The sequence below is a fragment of the Streptomyces sp. MBT65 genome, from assembly GCF_016612545.1.
Taxonomy (GTDB): Bacteria; Actinomycetota; Actinomycetes; order Streptomycetales; family Streptomycetaceae; genus Streptomyces.
In genome coordinates, this window is the sequence record NZ_JAENRY010000139.1 from 17,268 (window position 1) to 36,006 (window position 18,739).

16 protein-coding genes and 3 pseudogenes are annotated in these 18,739 nt (G+C 69.5%); 14 read left to right on the forward strand and 5 right to left on the reverse strand.

What is annotated here, in order from left to right; translation table 11 throughout:
- Window position 1: 1 nt before the first annotated feature.
- From JHN63_RS28650 to JHN63_RS28670, 5 genes are all read left to right on the forward strand, one after another.
- Window positions 2-991 (forward strand): alpha/beta hydrolase, encoded by a 990-nt coding sequence (locus JHN63_RS28650; RefSeq protein ID WP_200685988.1) that lies wholly within the window; start codon window positions 2-4, stop codon window positions 989-991.
- A 36-nt stretch (window positions 992-1,027) separates the two neighbouring features.
- Entirely contained in the window at window positions 1,028-2,053 is a 1,026-nt protein-coding gene (locus JHN63_RS28655) for a helix-turn-helix domain-containing protein (RefSeq protein WP_200685990.1), read from the forward strand.
- The gene (locus JHN63_RS28660; RefSeq protein WP_200685992.1) at window positions 2,038-2,982 is read left to right on the forward strand and encodes a helix-turn-helix domain-containing protein; all 945 of its coding nucleotides are present in this window, start codon (window positions 2,038-2,040) and stop codon (window positions 2,980-2,982) included. Before JHN63_RS28655 ends, JHN63_RS28660 begins: the two co-directional genes overlap by 16 nt.
- A 216-nt stretch (window positions 2,983-3,198) precedes the next feature.
- The gene (locus JHN63_RS28665; protein WP_200685994.1) at window positions 3,199-4,170 is read left to right on the forward strand and encodes an alpha/beta hydrolase; all 972 of its coding nucleotides are present in this window, start codon (window positions 3,199-3,201) and stop codon (window positions 4,168-4,170) included.
- A gap of 23 nt (window positions 4,171-4,193) precedes the next feature.
- Entirely contained in the window at window positions 4,194-4,910 is a 717-nt protein-coding gene (locus tag JHN63_RS28670; RefSeq protein ID WP_200685996.1) for an alpha/beta fold hydrolase, read from the forward strand.
- Window positions 4,911-5,234: 324 nt separating this feature from the next.
- Here JHN63_RS28670 and JHN63_RS28675 read toward each other — a convergent pair whose 3' ends face one another.
- Together JHN63_RS28675 and JHN63_RS28680 are read right to left on the reverse strand one after the other, a co-directional pair.
- Window positions 5,235-5,654, reverse strand: a complete 420-nt coding sequence (locus tag JHN63_RS28675) for a S1 RNA-binding domain-containing protein (protein ID WP_200685998.1) — start codon at window positions 5,652-5,654, stop codon at window positions 5,235-5,237.
- A 576-nt stretch (window positions 5,655-6,230) separates the two neighbouring features.
- The gene (locus JHN63_RS28680) at window positions 6,231-7,010 is read right to left on the reverse strand and encodes a DUF3050 domain-containing protein (RefSeq protein WP_200686000.1); all 780 of its coding nucleotides are present in this window, start codon (window positions 7,008-7,010) and stop codon (window positions 6,231-6,233) included.
- 219 nt (window positions 7,011-7,229) lie between these two features.
- On the opposite strand from JHN63_RS28680, the gene JHN63_RS28685 reads away from it, so the two are divergent.
- From JHN63_RS28685 to JHN63_RS28710, 6 genes and pseudogenes are all read left to right on the forward strand, one after another.
- Window positions 7,230-7,808, forward strand: a complete 579-nt coding sequence (locus JHN63_RS28685) for an antibiotic biosynthesis monooxygenase (RefSeq protein WP_200686002.1) — start codon at window positions 7,230-7,232, stop codon at window positions 7,806-7,808.
- 29 nt (window positions 7,809-7,837) lie between these two features.
- Window positions 7,838-10,027: an aminodeoxychorismate synthase component I gene (gene pabB / locus JHN63_RS28690; RefSeq protein ID WP_200686004.1), complete on the forward strand. Its 2,190-nt coding sequence runs from the start codon at window positions 7,838-7,840 to the stop codon at window positions 10,025-10,027.
- Window positions 10,024-11,547, forward strand: a complete 1,524-nt coding sequence (locus JHN63_RS28695) for a benzoate-CoA ligase family protein (RefSeq protein ID WP_200686006.1) — start codon at window positions 10,024-10,026, stop codon at window positions 11,545-11,547. The genes pabB and JHN63_RS28695 overlap by 4 nt, the downstream gene beginning before the upstream one ends.
- Before the next feature lie 23 nt (window positions 11,548-11,570).
- Window positions 11,571-13,134, forward strand: a pseudogene (locus tag JHN63_RS28700) (class I adenylate-forming enzyme family protein).
- Window positions 13,131-14,226 (forward strand): annotated as a pseudogene (locus JHN63_RS28705) (FAD-dependent monooxygenase). The pseudogenes JHN63_RS28700 and JHN63_RS28705 overlap by 4 nt, the downstream one beginning before the upstream one ends.
- A 16-nt stretch (window positions 14,227-14,242) precedes the next feature.
- Entirely contained in the window at window positions 14,243-15,037 is a 795-nt protein-coding gene (locus JHN63_RS28710) for an aminotransferase class IV (protein WP_200686008.1), read from the forward strand.
- Window positions 15,038-15,103: 66 nt separating this feature from the next.
- Here JHN63_RS28710 and JHN63_RS28715 read toward each other — a convergent pair whose 3' ends face one another.
- Entirely contained in the window at window positions 15,104-15,589 is a 486-nt protein-coding gene (locus tag JHN63_RS28715) for a carboxymuconolactone decarboxylase family protein (protein ID WP_200686010.1), read from the reverse strand.
- 425 nt (window positions 15,590-16,014) lie between these two features.
- Between JHN63_RS28715 and JHN63_RS28720 the strand changes: the two genes are divergently transcribed.
- The 3 genes and pseudogenes from JHN63_RS28720 to JHN63_RS53070 all read left to right on the forward strand — a co-directional run.
- Window positions 16,015-16,479, forward strand: coding sequence for a hypothetical protein (locus tag JHN63_RS28720; protein WP_200686012.1), 465 nt, complete (start codon window positions 16,015-16,017; stop codon window positions 16,477-16,479).
- Between the two features lie 288 nt (window positions 16,480-16,767).
- Window positions 16,768-17,340 carry a hypothetical protein gene (locus tag JHN63_RS28725; protein ID WP_234477854.1) on the forward strand — a complete coding sequence of 191 codons (573 nt, stop codon included), beginning with the start codon at window positions 16,768-16,770 and terminating at the stop codon, window positions 17,338-17,340.
- A gap of 183 nt (window positions 17,341-17,523) precedes the next feature.
- A pseudogene (locus JHN63_RS53070) lies at window positions 17,524-17,727 on the forward strand (transposase family protein); the annotation flags it as partial.
- Window positions 17,728-17,886: 159 nt separating this feature from the next.
- On the opposite strand, the gene JHN63_RS53075 reads toward JHN63_RS53070, so the two are convergent.
- Together JHN63_RS53075 and JHN63_RS28735 are read right to left on the reverse strand one after the other, a co-directional pair.
- Window positions 17,887-18,024 carry a hypothetical protein gene (locus JHN63_RS53075; RefSeq protein ID WP_234477855.1) on the reverse strand — a complete coding sequence of 46 codons (138 nt, stop codon included), beginning with the start codon at window positions 18,022-18,024 and terminating at the stop codon, window positions 17,887-17,889.
- Between the two features lie 90 nt (window positions 18,025-18,114).
- Window positions 18,115-18,739 (reverse strand): TetR/AcrR family transcriptional regulator (locus tag JHN63_RS28735; RefSeq protein ID WP_200686015.1); only part of this gene is annotated, 625 nt, incomplete at its 5' end.

Sequence of the window (18,739 nt, forward strand, 5' to 3'; positions counted from 1 at the left end):
CATGGAACCGGACGGACGGCACCCCTCCTCCCTGACGCTCGATCCGCTGGTGCAACGCCTGGTCGAGGCGTCCTCGGCACCGCCCTTTCTCCACGAGCTGTCGCCGGCCGCCGGCCGGCAGGCCCTGACGGAGTCCCAGGTCCACCGGGTGGAGGACTTCGCGGTGGACGCCTCCTTCCAGGTGTCACCCGTGGGACCGTCCGGGCTGGTCGGCTTCTGGATCTTCCGGCCGCGCGGAGTACGAAGGCCGCTTCCCGTCCTCTTCTACGTCCACGGCGGCCGGTGGATGCTGGGAGACGCGCACACCCACTCCCGGCTCATCAGCGAGCTCGTGCTCGGCGCGGGAGTGGTCGCCGTCGTACCCGAGTACAGCCGCGCCCCCGAGGCCCGCTACCCGGTGGCCGTCGAGGAGTGCTACGCCCTCATGGTCTGGGCCGTCCGCCACGCGGCCGAACTGGAGCTGGACACCGGCCGGCTGGCGGTGGCCGGGGACTGCGCCGGCGCCACCCTGGCCATCGCGCTCACCATGCTGGCGAAGTCGCGCGGCGGCCCGAGGATCCGTGCCCAACTGCTGTACTACCCGATCACCGACGCACGCTGCGCCAGCGCCTCCCAACGGCAGTTCGCCGAGGGGTATCTGCTCACCCGGGAGGCCCTGCGCGGGTACTGGCGGCAGTACAGCGACGATCCCCGGGACCTGACCCGGCCGACCGCGTCTCCGTTGCGCGCCGCCCCGGCGGAGCTGGCGGGGCTGCCGACGGCCCTGCTGATCACGGCGGAGGCCGATGTGACGCGGGACGAGGGGGAGCAGTACGCGGACCGGCTGCGCCTGGCCGGGGTCGAGGTGACGTCGACCCGGTTCCTGGGCACGGTGCACGACTTCGCCTCGCTGGCCGCACTGCGTGACAGTCCGCCGACGCGCGCGGCCGTGCGGCAGGGCGTCGACTTTCTGCGCGACATGCTGCGTGGCGAGGACCAGTCGACCGACTGATGCGTCCGCCCCCTGGCCGAAGGCATCCTGACGGGTATGTCAGCCCTCTACGATTCCTTCACAGGAAACGACCCCACGGTGAGGCGACCCGGCCAGGTGCTCTCCACGAGTTCCGTACCGATCGGCGAAAGTCTGGAGTTCTGGCACGATGCCGTGCTCGCCACGCTGGTGGGTATGGACATCGCCACAGAGAGCGGCACGTACGACGCCACGATGCGTACGGACCGGCTCGGCGAACTCCAGATCACCACGGTCGACTGCGATCCGGGCGAGGTCCACCGGACCCCACGCTTCGTCGCCCGCGGCGACGGCGGACAGGTGCTCGTCGCCGTACAGAGCACCGGCACGGCCCAGGTCGAACAGGACGGCCGGTCCACGGAACTCCGTCCCGGCGACATCGCGTTCTTCGAGACCGTCCGCCCGTTCCGCACGCGGTTTCCACAGCGGTTCCAGCTGAAGATCTTCGCCGTACCACGATGTCTCCTCGGCCAGCCGGAGGCGGCCCTGGGACGCATCACGGCGCGGGCCCTGCGTCCGGTGGGCGGGCTCGCCGCCCTGCTCTCACCCTTCATGTCGCGTCTCGCGGACACGTCCGAGTCCTACTCCGGGCCGGTCGCCGAACGGCTGGCCGAGAGTGCCGTGGGCCTGCTGGCCGCAACCGCGGCGCAACAACTGGGCGTGGAGGCGGCCGACCAGCCCGGCGCCGACCGGGTACTCCTGTTGCGCGTCCAGAGGTTCATCCGCTGGCACCTGGCGGAACCGGACCTCACACCCGCGCTCATCGCCCGGGCCCACGGCATCTCGGCGCGCTATCTGCACCGGCTGTTCGAGCAGGAGGGCACGACGGTCGGCCGCTGGATCCGCGGGCTCCGGCTCCAGGAGTGCCGCAGAGAACTGACCGGCGCCGTGAGCGTGGGCAGCGTCGCCCGGCGCTGGGGATTCAGCGGCACCGCGCACTTCGGACGGGCTTTCCGCCGCGAGTACGGCACCTCCCCGACCGACTGGCTGCGGGACGAACAGGCCCGGCGCTTCGCGGAGGAGGACTGGTGCCGGGCCACCTGACCGCCCTGCACGGGCTGTCGTCGTGCATACAGGCCATGTCGAGGGCCTACGGCAGTCTCGACCTGGTCGCTCGTTCGGACCCGGAGTCCTGGCGGGGCTCCCTCCAGGTGCTGCGACTGGGCACGCTTCAGATCTCGACAGAGGAGTCCGACGCCGTGCGGGTCGTCCGGACTCCGCGGGGTGTGGCGGCCGACGGCCACGACCACGTGTTCGCCCGTCTGCAACTCGACGGCCACGCCCGGCTGTTCCAGGACGGCCGCTCGACGGACCTGTGCCCCGGAGTCCTGGCCTTCTACGACGCGAGCCGGCCGTTCGACCTCGTCCTGCCGGAGCACCAGCGGGCGCGGGTCCTGATGGTTCCGCGCCCGTTACTGAGGCTGGGCGAGGCAGAAATACGCCGGGTCACCGCGAAAGTCATCGGCGACGCGCCCGAGGGACCGGCCACGTTGCTGCTCCCGCTCCTGTCCGGTCTGGCACGGGAGATCGGCGTGTCCGCACCTGCCGCCCGCGAGGAGCTCGCCCGCGCCGTCGCCGACCTCCTCGCCACCTTGGCCGCGGATCGACTGGCCACCACAGAACCCGCCGAAGCGCGGGCGGCCACACTGTTCGACCGCGTCAAGGCCACCATCGAGACCCGCCTCGGCGAGGCCGAACTCTCCCCCCAAGCCCTCGCCGACGCCCACGGCGTCTCCCTGCGCTATCTGCACAAGCTCTTCCACGAGCACGACACGACGGTCGGCGGCTGGATACGCCGGCGCCGGCTCGAATCGTGCAGAGCCGAACTCGCCCGTCCCACAGCGGCCGACCGGACCATAGCCACCGTGGCAGCCCGGTGGGGATTCGTCAGCCCCGCCCACTTCAGCCACGCCTTCCGCAAGGCGTACGGCATGTCCCCGGCGCAGTTTCGCGGGCAGGGGCCGGACGGCTGACGCGCTTTCAGCAGCCGCTTGCGGAGGGAACAGCCGTGATTTCCGCGGCAGTTCGCGTCCGACAACGCAGGGCATCCCTCAGGCGCACCGCCGGGTCGGTTCCTGTGCGCTGCCGGACCAGTTCCCGTGCACTGACGCGCAATGCCCACCGATCCTCCGGTTCTAACGTCCTGACCGAGGTCCCCGCAGATCTCATCCGAAAACGAGGAGAACCACATGTCTGACGCCGTCGAACCGGTCCAGCCGGTGCTGGAACCGGCGGCAGCCGCCTTCGCCGAGGCGACCGCCAACCCGCCGTACCTCTTCGACCTCGCCCCGGCGGAGGGCCGCAAGGCCGTCGACGAGGTCCAGTCCGGCGACATCGCGAAGCCCGCGGTCGACGAGGAGTGGATCACCGTCTCCGGCGGGCCGACCGGGCAGGTCAAGGCCCGTATCGTCCGCCCGGCCGGAGCCACCGGCACGCTGCCCGTGATCATCTACATCCACGGCGCCGGCTGGGTCTTCGGCAACGCCCACACCCACGACCGCCTGGTGCGCGAACTCGCCGTCGGCGCGAACGCCGCCGTGGTCTTCCCCGAGTACGACCTCTCGCCCGAGGCCCGCTACCCGGTCGCGATCGAGCAGAACTACACGGTCGCCCAGTGGGTCGTACGGGAGGGCACGGCCAAGGGCCTCGATGCCGGCCGCGTCGCCGTGGCCGGCGACTCGGTCGGCGGCAACATGACCGCCGCACTGACCCTCATGGCCAAGGAGCGCGGCGACGTCCCGCTCCTCCAGCAGGTGCTGTTCTACCCGGTCACCGACGCGAGCTTCGACACGGGCTCGTACCACCAGTTCGCGGAGGGCTACTTCCTGCGTCGTGACGGCATGCAGTGGTTCTGGGACCAGTACACGACCGACGAGGCCGAGCGCGCGCAGATCACCGCGTCCCCGCTCCGCGCCACGACCGACCAGCTCACCGGCCTGCCCCCGGCCCTCGTCATCACCGGTGAGGCCGACGTCCTGCGCGACGAGGGCGAGGCCTACGCCAACAAGCTCCGCGAGGCCGGCGTCCCCGTCACCGCGGTCCGCTTCCAGGGCATCATCCACGACTTCGTGATGCTGAACGCCCTGCGCGAGACCCACGCGGCCCAGGCCGCCATCACCATGGCCACAGACACCCTGCGCACCGCGCTCCACGGCCGCTGAGACATCCGGAAAGAGAGCCCCCCATGTCCCCCACTCCCACCGTCCTCCTCGTGCACGGCGCCTTCGCGGACGCCGGCAGTTGGTCCGGTGTCATCGCGGAGCTGCAAGGCCACGGCATCCCCGTGCTCGCGCCGTCGAACCCGCTGCGCGGCCTGGCGTCGGACGCCGCGTACATCGCGTCCGTGGCGTCGCAGATAGACGGCCCGGTCGTCCTCGTCGGCCATTCCTACGGCGGTGCGCTGATCACCGTGGCCGGAACCGCGGACAACGTGGTCGGTCTGGTCTACGTGGCGGCCTACGCCCTCGATGAGGGTGAGAGCCTCGGCGAGTTGCAGGGGCGCTTCCCGCTCTCGCCACTCGTCAGCAACCTCAAGCAGTGGACCTACCCGCTCCCGGGCGGCGACCCGGCCGTCGAGGTCACCATCACCGAGGACGCCTTCCCGTCGGTGTTCGCCGCCGATGTGCCCGCGGACGTCACCAAGATCCTCGCGGCGGCCCAACGCCCCCTGGCCGCCGGGGCGTTCGAGGAGACGGCCGCAGCAGCCGCGTGGAAGACCAAGCCGGCCTGGGCGCTCGTCGCCGGGGCGGACGAGGCGATCAACCCCGAGGTCGAACGCTTCGGCGCGAAGCGGGCCGGGGCCACCATCGTCGAACTCGAAGGTGCCTCGCACGCCGTGGCGGTGTCCCGGCCCAAGGAGGTCGCCGACCTGATCCGTGACGCGGTGCGCGCGACAAGCTGACCCGGCGCGGAGCGGCGCGGCCGGAAATCCCTACGGTGTCCGGCCGCGCCGTTCCTCACTCCCGGGTGACCAGAGCGGGCGACCCGGCAGGCACCACTCCGGCGAGGGCGGATCCGAGCACCATGCGGCCGCGAGGACACCGACCGCAGCCACGGGAAACGGCAACCTCCTCTGCGCGGCAATCATCGACCGCCTCACCTTCAACGGCACCGTCATCGTGACCGGCCGACCCCTACCGCCTCGCAGGCACACGAGCCCGCACCGAAGCCGCGGCCACCTGGTTCCCGCACGACTGCCGGCCACCCGTCGGCCGCCTCTCCAGCCTCAGGGAGAGATGGCCGACGGCCCACCGGAGCGAAACACGGGCCGGAACCCGTCGAGCGTCACAGACTCTGGGTCACGCACAGGCCGGCCGATGTCGGATGGCCAACTGGGACGTCGGCGCTCAACGAAGTCTGTGAAGTCGTTCCGCAGATACCGACAATCGGACGGCTTCAGCCGGATCTGTTTCCGGCTGTCAGCCCACCAGATCTCGACATCGGCAACCGTGCCTTCCGTCGGCCAGTCCTCGCTCTCGTCCGGCAATAGCAGGACGTCGACAAAGCCTGTGACACTCAGGCCGATGTCCACGAAGATCCCGATCACACCGGGCCTGGGAACCTTCACCACAGTGCCCTCGAAGACCTGCCCGAAGCTCAGGCCCCTCCGGATCCGAGCTGATGACCGACCGCTGCCGAAACTCATCGACAAACGCCGCTGCTGAACGGGTTCTGGCTCAGGTCTTGTGGCGGGTGACGTCCTGTCATTGCTCGACATGGAACAGCGGGATGGACGATGGAGGCGGGGCTAGGACTGTGCGGAGGCTGGTGAGGTCGGCTCGCCAATGCTTCCGGTCTGCCGGGTCGACCCGGTCCGGATCTCGCAGACCATCCCGCTGACGACCTGCCCGTCATCCACACGCGGCCGGCCCGTCGCCGCCCGCGGTTTGAGCGGAGCGAGTAACTCCCGCTCCTGATCGGTGAGTTCATGACCGCGTATCACCCCACCATGATCTACCAACCGGTGATCTTTGAAGACGAACCCTAGTTGCAGGCTCATCTATCACCACTCGTCAAGATAATCGCGCCAAGCTGGGGCAGGCGTGACGAGACACCGGAAATCGGCCTCGGCGAGCGCGGCGGCCACGCGCTCCGCTTGGCCGCGGAAGGTTTCCGGTGGCGGCCTCGTCAAGGTTGAGGGAGACGCCCCCATGCGATGGACCTCCCGCCTCGCAGCCCGGCCACTCACGGCCCGGACCTGCCCCGACTCCCGATCTCCCCCTCACTCCATGGCCCCCAGAATGCCGTCCCACAGACGTGACCGTGCCTCCAGTGCCCGCGTCGCCGTCTCCACCGCCTCCTCCCAGCGCCGGTCGTCCGTACCGCACAGGTCGGCAACCATCTGCATGGCCATGGGGGTGTGTTCCTCGCCGTCGACCTCGATGTGGCGGGCGAGGTAGTCGCAGAACAGCGGGAAGCGTTCCGTTCCCTCCTTCTTGATCACCTGGTCGAACATGTCCGGGATCAGGTCCTCGCGGGAGAACGCGAAGGCGGCGGCGCGGCAGTGCAGCGGACGGTCCTCGATGATGTCGAAGGTGGTGCGGACGAACTCGGAGGCGGGGCCTGGGACTTGGGCCCCCCGCAGCGCCGCCGGCACACCGTGCCCCTCGGTCAGCAGCACAAGGAATGCGTCGATCCGGGTCGTGTCGGCCCCGGCCTCGGTCATGCCGGCGCGGTACAGCTCGAAGTGACTCGTGAAACCACCGTTCAGTTCGTCGCTCTCCTCGACCAGCACGATGTCGTTGATGAGCCGTCGGCTGACCTCCGAGCCGCGGGGCACCCAGGGGACGTCGACACAGGTCAGTTCGCGTTGCAGGGACTTCAGCAAGGACATGAAGTCCCATACGGCGAAGACGTGGTGGGCCATGAACGTCGCCATGTTCTCGCGGCTTTCGATGCGCTGGTAAATCGGGTGCGCGGTCACTTCTTTGCGCGCCGATTCGATCACCGAACGAGCCCTGTCGATTCCCTCGTGCCGCATATCCCAGTCGTACCTGGACATGATTCTCCTTCGGTCGGGAGAGCGATCGTGCAGCCATTGAAGACCGGCCTGCAAGCGCTTCCGGGAATTCGGCGAAAGTTACCGCGAGTACGGTTCGACAGAGTGCGCGAAGGCGGGCAAAAGACTGATAAAGGGTCACGATACGGACAATCACCGGTCCACCGAAAAAACTTCGTTGAAGATTTGAACGTGCTGTGAAGACTCTGCGTACCTGTCCACGTGACCAGTAATCACGTCACCGTCACCATGGCCTTTCAAGTGGTGCCGGGCCGCGGGCCCGACTTCCAACCGTGGGCGTGGGCGATGTTGAACGCGAGTGCCCAGCAACCAGGCTTCCTGGGAGGCGGCGTACTCGTCGACGGAGAGGCGGAGTGGCATGTCGTCTATCGCTTCGCCAGCGAGGGAACCGTCCGGGCCTGGGAGGACTCCACCGCACGGGCCCAGTGGGACGTACAGGCCGCGGACTTCGCCCGGCAGACCGGGCGCCGGAGCGTGCGGGGCTCTAAGGTGTGGTTCGACTCACAGACGGCCACTCCGAAGACCCCCACTCCGCCGGCGAAATGGAAACTGTGGTTCGTGAACATGAGCGCGGTTTTTCCGCCGGTGCTCCTGTTCAATCTGATCATTCTTCCTTATCTTGGCGGCCTCAATCCGCTCGTCCGCACGTTTCTGTTGTGCCTGTGTGTGACGGCTCTCGTCACCTGGATTCTCATGCCGCGGCTCCAGCGTTTCCTGAAGAAATGGCTGTACCCGCCGCTCCAGGCATTCCGCGGACGACACAAAAGACGGACCGCATAGGTCCGGAGCGAAGCAAGGGAGGTGGGCGGGTGAAGACCCTGCTCATCGACAATTACGACTCGTACACCTACAACCTGTTCCAGCTGATCGCCGAGGTCAACGGCGAGGAACCGGTTGTGATCCGCAATGACGCCCCGGGCGGGATTCCGGATCTCACCGAATTCGACAATGTCGTGGTGTCGCCGGGACCTGGGCATCCGGCCGAACCGCGCGACTTCGGTATCGCCTCCGCCGTGCTCGCCGAATCCCCGATCCCGGTGCTCGGCGTCTGCCTGGGCCACCAGGGCATCGCGCTCGGCGAGGGTGCCCGGGTGACGGCCGCGCCAGAGCCCCGGCACGGGCATCTGTCCACGGTCCGGCACGACGGACGCGACCTGTTCCGCGGGCTGCCGCAGGACTTCACCGCCGTCCGCTACCACTCACTGGCCGTACCCGAGCCGCTGCCGGACACCCTGGAGGCCACCGCCTGGGCCGAGGACGGTGTCCTGATGGCGCTGCGGCACCGGCATCGGCCGCTGTGGGGCGTGCAGTTCCACCCGGAGTCCGTGTTGACCGAGTACGGCCACCGCATGCTCGTCAACTTCCGCAATCTCACGGCGGAACGGGCCGGCAGACCCCGTACCAAGAACACCGCCGTCACCCCGGCCGTCGCCGCGATACCCCGCCCCCGGCAAGCGGTTCGTCCCGCCTACCGGCTGCACACCCGGCGCATCGCCGGCGCGGTCGACACGGAGGCCGCCTTCACCCGCATGTACGGGGCATCGCGGCGGGCGTTCTGGCTGGACAGCGCCCTGGTCGAGGAGGGCCTTTCGCGCTTCTCGTTCTTCGGCGACGACAGCGGTCCACTCGCGGAGTTCGTGCGCTACGACGTCGAGGCCGGCACCTGCGAGATCGAGCGGTCGGGAAGGCCGACGCGCAAGGTCACGGCGAGCGTCTTCGACTATCTGAGACGGCAGTTGACGATGCGCCAGGTGGATGCCGGAGGCCTGCCCTTCGACTTCACCGGAGGGTACGTCGGCTACTTCGGCTACGAGACGAAGGCCGACTGCGGTTCACCGAACCGGCACTCGTCCGAAATGCCGGACGCCTGCTGGCTGTTCGCGGACCGGCTGATCGCGGTGGACCATCTGAAGGGGTTCACCTACGCGGTCTGTCTCGCCGAGGACACCCCGCAGGCCACCTGGGAGGCCGCCGACTGGCTGGAGAGCGCGCTGGCCCAGCTGAGCTTCGTCACCACCGAGGCCGAACGCCCGCCACCGCCCACCCCGGTCGAGCCCGACCTCGGCGCCGCCGAACCGTGGCTGGTGCGGGACCGGAAGACTTATCTCGCGGACATCGAATCCTGTCAGCGGGAGTTGCGGGCGGGCACCAGCTACGAGATCTGTCTGACGAACACGGCCCGTTTACCCGCACCGCCGGACTCCTTCGCCTTCTACCGGGTGCTGCGCCGGACCAACCCGGCCCCGTACGCGGCATTCCTGCGGCTGGGCGACGTCGACGTGGCCGGCTCCTCCCCCGAGCGGTTCCTGCGGATCACCCGGGACGGGATCGCCGAGGCGCGCCCCATCAAGGGCACCGCACCACGCGGAGGTGATCCGGAAGAGGATGCCCGCCTGCGGGAGGGACTCGCTGCGGACGCCAAGACGCGGGCCGAGAACCTGATGATCGTCGATCTGCTCCGCAACGACCTGGGCCAGGTCTGCCGGACCGGGTCGGTGCGCGTGACCCGGCTCATGGCGACCGAGACGTACGCGACCATGCATCAACTGGTCTCCACCGTCGCGGGCCGACTACGGGAGGGCACGGACGCGGTCGACTGCGTGCGGGCCTGTTTCCCCGGCGGCTCGATGACCGGCGCGCCCAAGCTGCGCACACTGGAGATCATCGACCGACTGGAGACCGAGGCCCGCGGGGTCTACTCCGGCGCTCTCGGCTATCTGGGGTGCAGCGGGGGCGCGGATCTCAACATCGTCATCCGTACGGCCGTCCTCGCGGACGGGCAGATGCAGTTGGGAGCCGGGGGCGCGATCGTGCTCGACTCCGATCCGGTCGGCGAGTACGACGAGATGCTGCTGAAGACCGCCGCCCCGATGCGGGCTCTCCACCAGTACACCGGGGACCGGATACGCGAGCAGGGAGAGCGTGCGGCAGTCCGTGCCGCCCTCCACGCGGACCGCGTCCGCGGCGAGCACACCGCCACCGAGGAGCCTGTGCGATGACAACTCCGCAGACGGTGCTCACGCCGGCCGACGCCGAGGCCCCGGGCAATCTCGCCGCCCAGCTCGCCGGACTGGCCGAGCGGCGCGGGTGGTCCGGGCGGGCCGCCTTCCACCAGGGTCACCGGACCTGGACCCACGGCGAGGTGCACGCGCTCGCGGCCCGCGCCGCCACCGTGCTCGCCGGTCACGGGGTACGGCCCGGTGACCGGGTGGTGCTGGCGCTGCCCGACGGCATCGCCTGGGTGACGGCGTTCCTCGCGACCGCCCGGCTCGGGGCCGTCGCGGTACTGGTCAATCCCGAACTCCCGGCGGCCGACCACGCGTTCATGGCCGCGGACACCGAGGCCGTGCTGTGTGTGACGGGACCGGGCTTGGAGGAACGTTTCCCCGACCGGCCCCGCCTCGGCGCCGACCAACTGCTCGCCCTCACCGCCGGCGCCGGACCGACCCTGGCCCATCCGGTCGACGGGCAGGCGCCGCTGTACGTCCAGTACACCTCCGGCACCACCGGTCGTCCCAAGGGCGCCGTACACACGCACAGCGACCCCAAGGCCTACCACGACCTCATCGGGCGACGGCTGCTGCGGATCACCGAGGACGACGTCACCCTGTCGGTGTCCAAGCTGTACTTCGCCTACGGCTTCGGCAACGCCTTCGTCTTCCCGCTCTTCTCCGGCTCCTCCGCCGTCCTGGTGGACCGGCGCCCCACCCCGGCGGCCGTCGACGAGTTGGTGGCCCGGCACCGGGTGACCCTGCTCTACTCCGTGCCCTCCGCGTACGCCGCGCTGGTGGCCGACCGGGGCAGCGGGCACGAGACCTGCTTCGCCTCGGTGCGTGCCGCGGTGTCGGCCGGCGAGGGGCTGCCGGAGGAACTCGGCAAACGGATGGGCGAGTTGCTCGGCGCTCCGGTGCTGGAACAGATCGGTTCCACCGAGGCCGGCCACGCGTTCTGCGCCAACAGCTTCGGGCACAACCACCCCGGCACCGTCGGCCGACCGGTGCCCGGCTTCGAGGTGGAGCTGCGCGACCGCGCGGGCCGCCTGGTGCCGGACGGCACCGAGGGCGAGCTGTGGGTGCGCGGCCCGACGGTGACCGCGGGCTATCTGAACCGGCCCGAGGAGAGCGAACGCACCCTGGTCGGCGGCTGGTTGGCCACCCACGACCGGGCGGTCCGCGAGCCGGACGGCGTCTTCCGGCATCTGGGCCGCGCCGACGACATGGAGATGGTCGGCGGCATCACCGTCTCCCCGCTGGAGGTGGAGGCCGTCCTGCGGACCCACCCGGCGGTGAAGGAGGTCGCGGTCGCGGCCGTCACCGACGGGACCGGGGCCAGCAGGCTGCGCGCCTTCGTCGTCCCCGTCACCCGGGCCCCGGAGGGCCTCCAGGACGACCTGCTGCGGCTGGCCCGCGAGCGGCTGGCCGCCTTCAAGGTGCCCCGGAGCGTGAGCCTCGTCCCGTCCCTCCCCCGCACCGCCACCGGCAAACTCCGCCGCCACCTGGTCCGCAAGGGCGCCTGGTGATCACGACAGAAAGGAACGGCCAGATGCGAGAGCAGCACCTCCCCCTCACCGACCGGGGCTTCTACCTGGGCCCGCTCTTCCGGCTGGCGGCAGAGCGGCACGGAGCCGTCCATGTCACCCTGGACCGGCCGCTGGACACCCATCCCGCGCTCGGCGTCGACCTCACCTACGCGGCTCTCGCCGACGCCGTCGAGGACTTGTCCGGCCGACTGTGGGAAGCGGGGGTACGGCCCTCGGAGCGAGTGGTCGTCCACAAGACGGACAACGTCGACATCGTGCTGCTGACCTGTGCGATCTCCCGTATCGGCGCGGTACCGGCGCTGCTCTCCCCCGCGCTGGCCGGACCGGTCGTCGCGGAACTGGTCGGCCGCCTTGCGCCGACCGTGGCTGATCACCGACCGGTCCAAACTGGACGGCCCGCTCAAGGAGTTGGACCTTCCCGTGCGGGCGGTCCTGTCGGTGGACGAAGCACCCGGGGCCGAACGCCTCACGAAGTACACCGGTGCCGAACGTCCCGCGGCCGTGCGCCTGCACCCCCGCGAGCCCGCCCTGATCACGCACAGTTCGGGCACCACCGGCCTGCCCAAGCTCGCCGTGCACTGCCCAAACACCATGTGGAACAGGCTGATCCCGCAGCAGGCGATGGGCTGGCCCACGCGCGGCGAGACGGCGGCCCTGCACATGTCGTTCGTGCACTCGCGCTTCTACCACCTGCTCGGCGTCCTGCTGCGCTTCGGCAGCCCGCTGGTCCTGATCACCGACCCCGACCCGGCGGCGGTGGCACCGCTGCTGGTCCGCAACCGGCCCGGCATCGTCGAGACCCACCCCAACACCTTCGTCCTGTGGGAGGAGTTGGCCGACGCGCCCGGCGCACCGCTGTCGCGCGTGCGGTCGTACGGCTCGACGTTCGACGCGATCCATCCGCGCACGGTACGACGGCTGCTGGACGCCTCCACCCGTCGTGCCCCCTGGCTGCTCCAGCTCTACGGGCAGAGCGAGACGGGCCCCGTCGCCTTCCAGTGGTTCACCCGGCGCAGTGCGGCCCGGGCCGACGGGCGACGGGTCGGCATCGGGCTGCCGGGCTTCACTCGCGTCCGGGTCACCGGCCCCGACGGCCGGCCCACGGCGCCCGGGACACCCGGCCGGATCGAGGCCCGCACCCGGGGCCGGATCCTCACCTACCTCGGCATGCAGGACCGCTACGACCGCCAACTCCACGACGGCTGGTGGGAGATGGGCGACATGGGCTACCGCAGCCGGCTGGGCGCCCTGTACCTGATCGACCGCGAGATCGACCAGATCGACTCCGTGCACAGCAATCTGGAGGTCGAGGACGTCCTGATGAACCGGCTGGAGGAGCTGCGTGAGGTGGTCATCGTGCCCGGCGCGGACCGGGAGCCCGTACCGGTGGTGTGCGTGCGCGGCGAACGGGCGCTGGACCCGGAGCGCTGGCGGAAGGCCACGGCCGACCTGCCCGCGATGGCCGAACCCCGGCAATGGCGGTTCGAGGAACTGCCGATGACCGCGACCTGGAAGGTGAAACGGGTGGAGATCACCCGGATGCTGGCGGCGGGCGTGCGCGCGTGACTCCGGTCGCGGTGGTCGGCGCGGGACCCGTGGGCCTCTCGGCCGCGCTCGCGCTTCGGGCGCGCGGACTGCCGGTCGTCCTGCTTGAGGCCGACCCGAAGGACCGCGAACGCCCCGGCAGCCGCGCCCTGTTCGTGCACCGGGAGACCCTCGCGCTGCTCGACGGGATGCTGCCCGGGCTCGCCTCCGAGATCACCTCCTACGGACGGACCTGGCACACCAGGCGGACCCTGTACCGGGGCCGCGAGGTGTACTCCCGCACCTTCCCGCCCCCGACCGGCCCGCCGCCCTTCACCAGCCTGCGCCAGGTGGACACCGAGCGCTTCCTGCGCGCCGCGTGCGAACGGGCCGGGGTGGACTTCGCGTGGGACTCGCGTCACGGACGCCGCGGACGGCGCCCACTCCGCCGTCCGGGAGTCGCTGGGCATCACCATGGATGGCAGCAGCAGCGAGGGCTTCCACGTGGTCGTCGATGTGGCCGACGTCCCGGGCGCCGAACTGCCGTTGGAGCGGGTCTTCCACTACGAGCATCCGGGCGTCGGCGGTCGCAGTGTGATGCGGGTGCCCTTCACCGGGGGCTTCCAGGTCGACCTCCAGTGCCGGGACGACGACGCCCAGGAGGAGTTCGGGACCGAGGAGGCCGTACGGAGGTGGCTGCCGGCGGTCGTCGGTGACGGGTACGCCGAGCGTGTCCTGTGGGTGTCGACCTACCGTTTCCTGCGCAAGGTGGCCGCCACGTTCACCGACCCGCACCGGCGGGTGCTGCTCGTCGGCGAGGCGGCCCATCTCTTCCCGCCGTTCGGGGCACGGGGGATGAACAGCGGGATCGCGGACGCGGCGGCGGCAGCCGAGGCGATCGCCACCGGCGCGGTAGAGCCGTTCGCCGAAGTACGGCGGGCCGCCGCGCTGTTCAACAGCGCCGCGGCCGGTGCCGCACTGGACCAGCTGCGGCCCCGGCGCCGGATCGTCCGCGTCAAGCAGCGCACGGCGGCTGCGCTCGCGCCCGTACTGCCGTGGTGTGGATCCTGGCTGGAACACGCGCCGTACGGGCCGCGGCACGGGGCACCGGCCGTCGCGGGCCACAAATACTGAACGGAGAGGGGTAATCGTGACTCAACCAGTCATCACGGAGGGTCTGTCGGCGTGGTCACCGGACCGCGGGCTGACCCCGGCCGAAACATCCGGGGAGCGGCTGCTCGTCGCGGACTCCTGGCTGGTGCGCGACGGCAAGGTGCGCGGCCTCGACCTGCACCAGGAGCGGTTCCTGCGCTCCTGCAGCGAGGTCGGCGGACCGCCGCTGCACCAACTGCTCAAGTTCTGGCGGGACATGACCGACGCGCTGCCACGCACCGGCGAGTGGTTCCCGCGGGTGGAACTCGCCGGCGACTCCATGGAGCTGCGGCTCCTGATGCGGCAGGCACCACCGCTCGGCACCAGTGTGCGGGTCTGGGCCACAGGTCAGTCCGACCCCCGGATCGTTCCCCGCCGCAAGGGACCTGATCTCGACACTCTCGCCGAAGTCCGCGGGCGCGCCTCACAGGAGGGAGCCGAGGAAGCAGTGCTCGTCACGCCCACCGGTGTCGTCCTGGAGGCGGCCACCGCGAGCGTGCTGTGGTGGGAGGACGACACCCTGTGCCTGCCCTCCCCCATGCTGCCCGTCCTGCCCGGAGTGACCCTCGCTCTCCTCCAGGAACGGGCCCTGCGCACCGGCATCCGTGTCGCCCACCGCGAGCGGACCGTGACCGAACTGGACGGCCACGAGGTGTGGCTGGTGAACGCGCTGCACGGCATCCGACCGGTGACCGCATGGATGGGCGGGCTGCTCCGCGCAGCACCGGCGGAGCGCGCTCCGGAATGGCGGACATGGCTGGAGGAAATCATGAAGCCACTGCCAGAGAAATAGCGCACCACGGAGAGCGACAAAAAAGGCGGGCATCGGTCGCTGTAACCGATGCCCGCATCCAGCACGCTACTTCTTGACCGGCTGATAACCACCCGGCGCCATCCGCGTCGCGATGGCGATCCGGTTGTACGCGTTGATGACCGTCGCCGCCCAGATCAGCGCCGCGATCTGCGCCTCATCGAAGACCTCCGCGGCCTCGGCATAGACCGTGTCCGGTACGTGCCCGCCGTGCACCAGGGTCACGGCCTCGGTCAACGCCAGTGCCGCACGCTCGCGTTCGGAGAAGAAGGGGGTCTCCCGCCAGGCGTTGAGGGCGTAGATACGCTGCTCGGTCTCACCCGCGGCACGCGCGTCCTTCGTGTGCATGTCCAGGCAGAAAGCACAACCGTTGAGCTGCGAGGCACGGATCCTGATCAATTCAAGGATTTCCGCTTCGACCTTGGCGTCCTGGGCTGCCGACACGGCAGTGGCGTGCAGGGAACCCATCGCTGCGGACACATCGGGGGTCGTTTTCTTCAGGGCCACACGAGATATGGAATGGTCATTGCTCATGGAACAACTCTATCCGTCCCGCCGTACTAGTGAATGAGAAACAGCCAGATGGGAGGAGAAGCTTCGGCAACAGCAGCAGACCCAGGCCGGCGTCCGAGCAGACGAACAGAAACGGCCACTCAAGAGACGGCAACACCTCACGGACTGACAGGGAGTCTCTTCGCAACCAGCTGAGGGATTGCACCGGGACCCGATCCGGCAACTGACCGAACTCGGTAAGCGCGAGGGCCTCTTCAGACCCGCACCAGATGTGGACGATCTTCTTCCCTGGTCGGCCGTATCCGCAAGAGAGTTCCGTCGTGCCCTAACAGGCAAACGCCTTCCCATTTCAGGGACGTCCCGAGACGGAACATCAGAAGGTCGCACCGCACATCACCATCGTCTGGGCGGGAGCAGCCACAGTATCGAAATCTGGAGATTTCGTTTTGCGTGAGGCCATCATAACGGGATACGGCGTTTTCACGGCATTCGGATTCGGTGCCGAGGCGTTGGAATTCCGCGTGTTCGCCGGGCGGTCGACCTTCGCCAAGGTGGGCCGCTTCAATCCAGCCCCATATCATGCGAAGTATGCTGCTGAATACCCCTGCTTTCCGACCCCCTCACAAGATAATGTACTGCGTCGATGCGTGGTGGACGCGCTGTCGATGGCGGGCCACGACGCCGCGGGAACAGCGGTATTGCTCGGCATCAACGACGACCCTTCAAACAGCCTGCAGACACCAAAATCAGCTGACGTGAACAATGCCACGGGTCGCCTACCGGACATCCTCGCCGACGAATTCGGTTTCGGCCGCCCCCGCCTGACATTTTCCGACGCCTGTGTATCCACGACGAACGCCATTGCGTACGGGACGCTACTCATCAACTCCGGAACCAGGGCTTCGGCGTAGTCGGCGGGCGTCCGTTCTGTAATCACTTGAGATAAAGAGGGGGAGAGTAGGCGGTTTCTGTTCACGTCCGTTGCGCCCGGAAGCCCTTGCGTTTTCCCCGCACCGTCGGGTGGAGCGAGTCGGCTGCGCTAGGAGATGATCCCGTGCGTGGCTGAAGAGGCAGGTACAGATGCGAATGACGCTTGTGCATGGTCTGAGCGACTGGGTTGGGCGCTCGGTCTCATCGCGGAGGATCCGGCTGTGCGAGGCGCAGCGCTCGTCCATCTGGCCGAGGCCCAGAGGAAGGTCATGGACGCGCTCGACCGGTCCAACGAGATGCGGCTGCTGACGCGGCCCTTGGGAGCGGACGAGCAGTACCGGGAGCCGGCCTTTCGACAAGCACTCCAGAGGCATTGGCAAGCCCAGAGGCATTCGCTGCCTGACGGGGTGTGGAATGGCCCTGTGGGCGGTGATCTGGCGACGTGGCCGGGGATGCCCTACACGTTGCTCTTCCTGGAGTGGGAGGCGAGGTACCCGCTGGAGTGGACGCAGCATGCGAAGGCGTGGGGTACGAAGGAGACCCTGATCCGTAAGGTGGCCCGTGCTCCCCAGGAGGAGGCGATCAAAGCGAAGCTCACCGACCTGGTCGAGCTCGTCGTCCACCGTGCGTATCGCTGCAAGGATCGCGAATACGTGCGGGTGGCCCGGGCTGTCGACAGCGCTGACCTACGGGGCAGGCTCGATCGGGCAGCCGCTTCGGACAGTCCGTGGGCCCGGTGCCACGCCGGGTATGTGCTCTGGCTCCTTGACCGCCCTGACATACCGAACACCCGCCGTGTCTGGCAGACCTGGGTGTCAGGCGAAGCAGCGCCGTTGCTGTGACCGGGGGCGAATGCAGGGAAGGTTGGTTCGCGTGATCATGGAGGCCTCTACGCCCTGTGACCTGTCTGGAAGGCCGTGCCTGCCGACGCATCACCCCTGATCTTGCCTGACCTTGACCGGCTCCGCGAGCACTCCGACGTCGGGCACGGGGAGGTGCCCGGCCTACTGGAGCGGCTGGCTCAGGTGCCGGATCCGCGCGATCCGCGCGGCGTACGCCACGCTCTGGCCGTCGTACTCACGCTGACCGCGTGCGCGGTGCTGACCGGCGCGACCTCGCTGCTGGCGGTCGGCGAGTGGATCGCGGACGCGCCGCCGCACGTGCTGGAGCGACTCGGCATGCGCCCCGATCCGGTACTGCCCCGGAGGCTGGTGCCCTCGGAGGCGACCGTCCGCCGACTGCTCGCCCGCATCGACGGTGATGCCCTCGACCGGGCGGTTGGCGGATGGCGTGCCGACCACCAGCCCGAGAACACCGAGCTGCGCGGACTGTCCGTGGACGGCAAGTCCCTGCGCGGTGCGACGAAGGCCCAGGGGCGGAGGATCCACCTACTCGCCGCGCTGGAGCACACCACCGGGTTGGTCCTGGCCCAGCTCGACGTCGGCGAGAGGACCGGTGAGGTCACCCGCCTCCAGTCGCTCCTCGGCACCGTCGCCGACCTGGCTGCAACCGTTACGGCAGTTCAACAGAGCACACCCAAAGACTGCCCGTTACGCGGACCGGCCGACCACGGCACCCAGATGATCTACACCTACGAAAATCTTGCCAGAGCCCACTCAGGTCAGGCGTGCGTCGGTGAGGCAGGCGGGCCATCCGCGTTCCAGCAGGCGGGTGATGGCTTCGAGGGCGTGGCGGGGGTCGGGACTGGTGCGGGCGAGGTCGGGTGCCTGGAGGATGTAGTGGGCCAGGAGGCGGGCCGTGGGGTCGTCGTGGGGCAGTCCGGTCTGCTGGGTGATGGCGGTGGTCAGGGGGTCTTCGGCTGCGGCCCAGGTGCGCCGGGCGTGCTCGCTCAGTTCCGGGGTGGCGTCGATGAGGGCGACCGTGCGGCGCTGTCCGGGGTCGGGGTGCTGTGTGAACGGGCCGCGCAGGGCGATGTGTTCGGCGAGGGCCCGGGGGATGGTGTGTCCGGGTGGGCGGTGCTCGACGGCGTCGACGAGGGCGGCGATGTGGCCGGCCCGGTCTCCGGCGAAGAGCAGGCTGGCTTTGCCCTCGGGGAAGTAGCTGAAGAGGGTCCCGACCGAGGTGCCGGCGGCTTCGGCGATCTCACGGACGCCGACGTTGTCGTATCCGCGTTCGGTGAACAGGTCGAACGCGGTGCCGGTGATGGCTGCGCGGGTCTCGGCCTTCTTGCGCTCGCGCAGCCCGGGAGGCCTGGAGGGGGTCGGATCGGCGGCCGCGGGT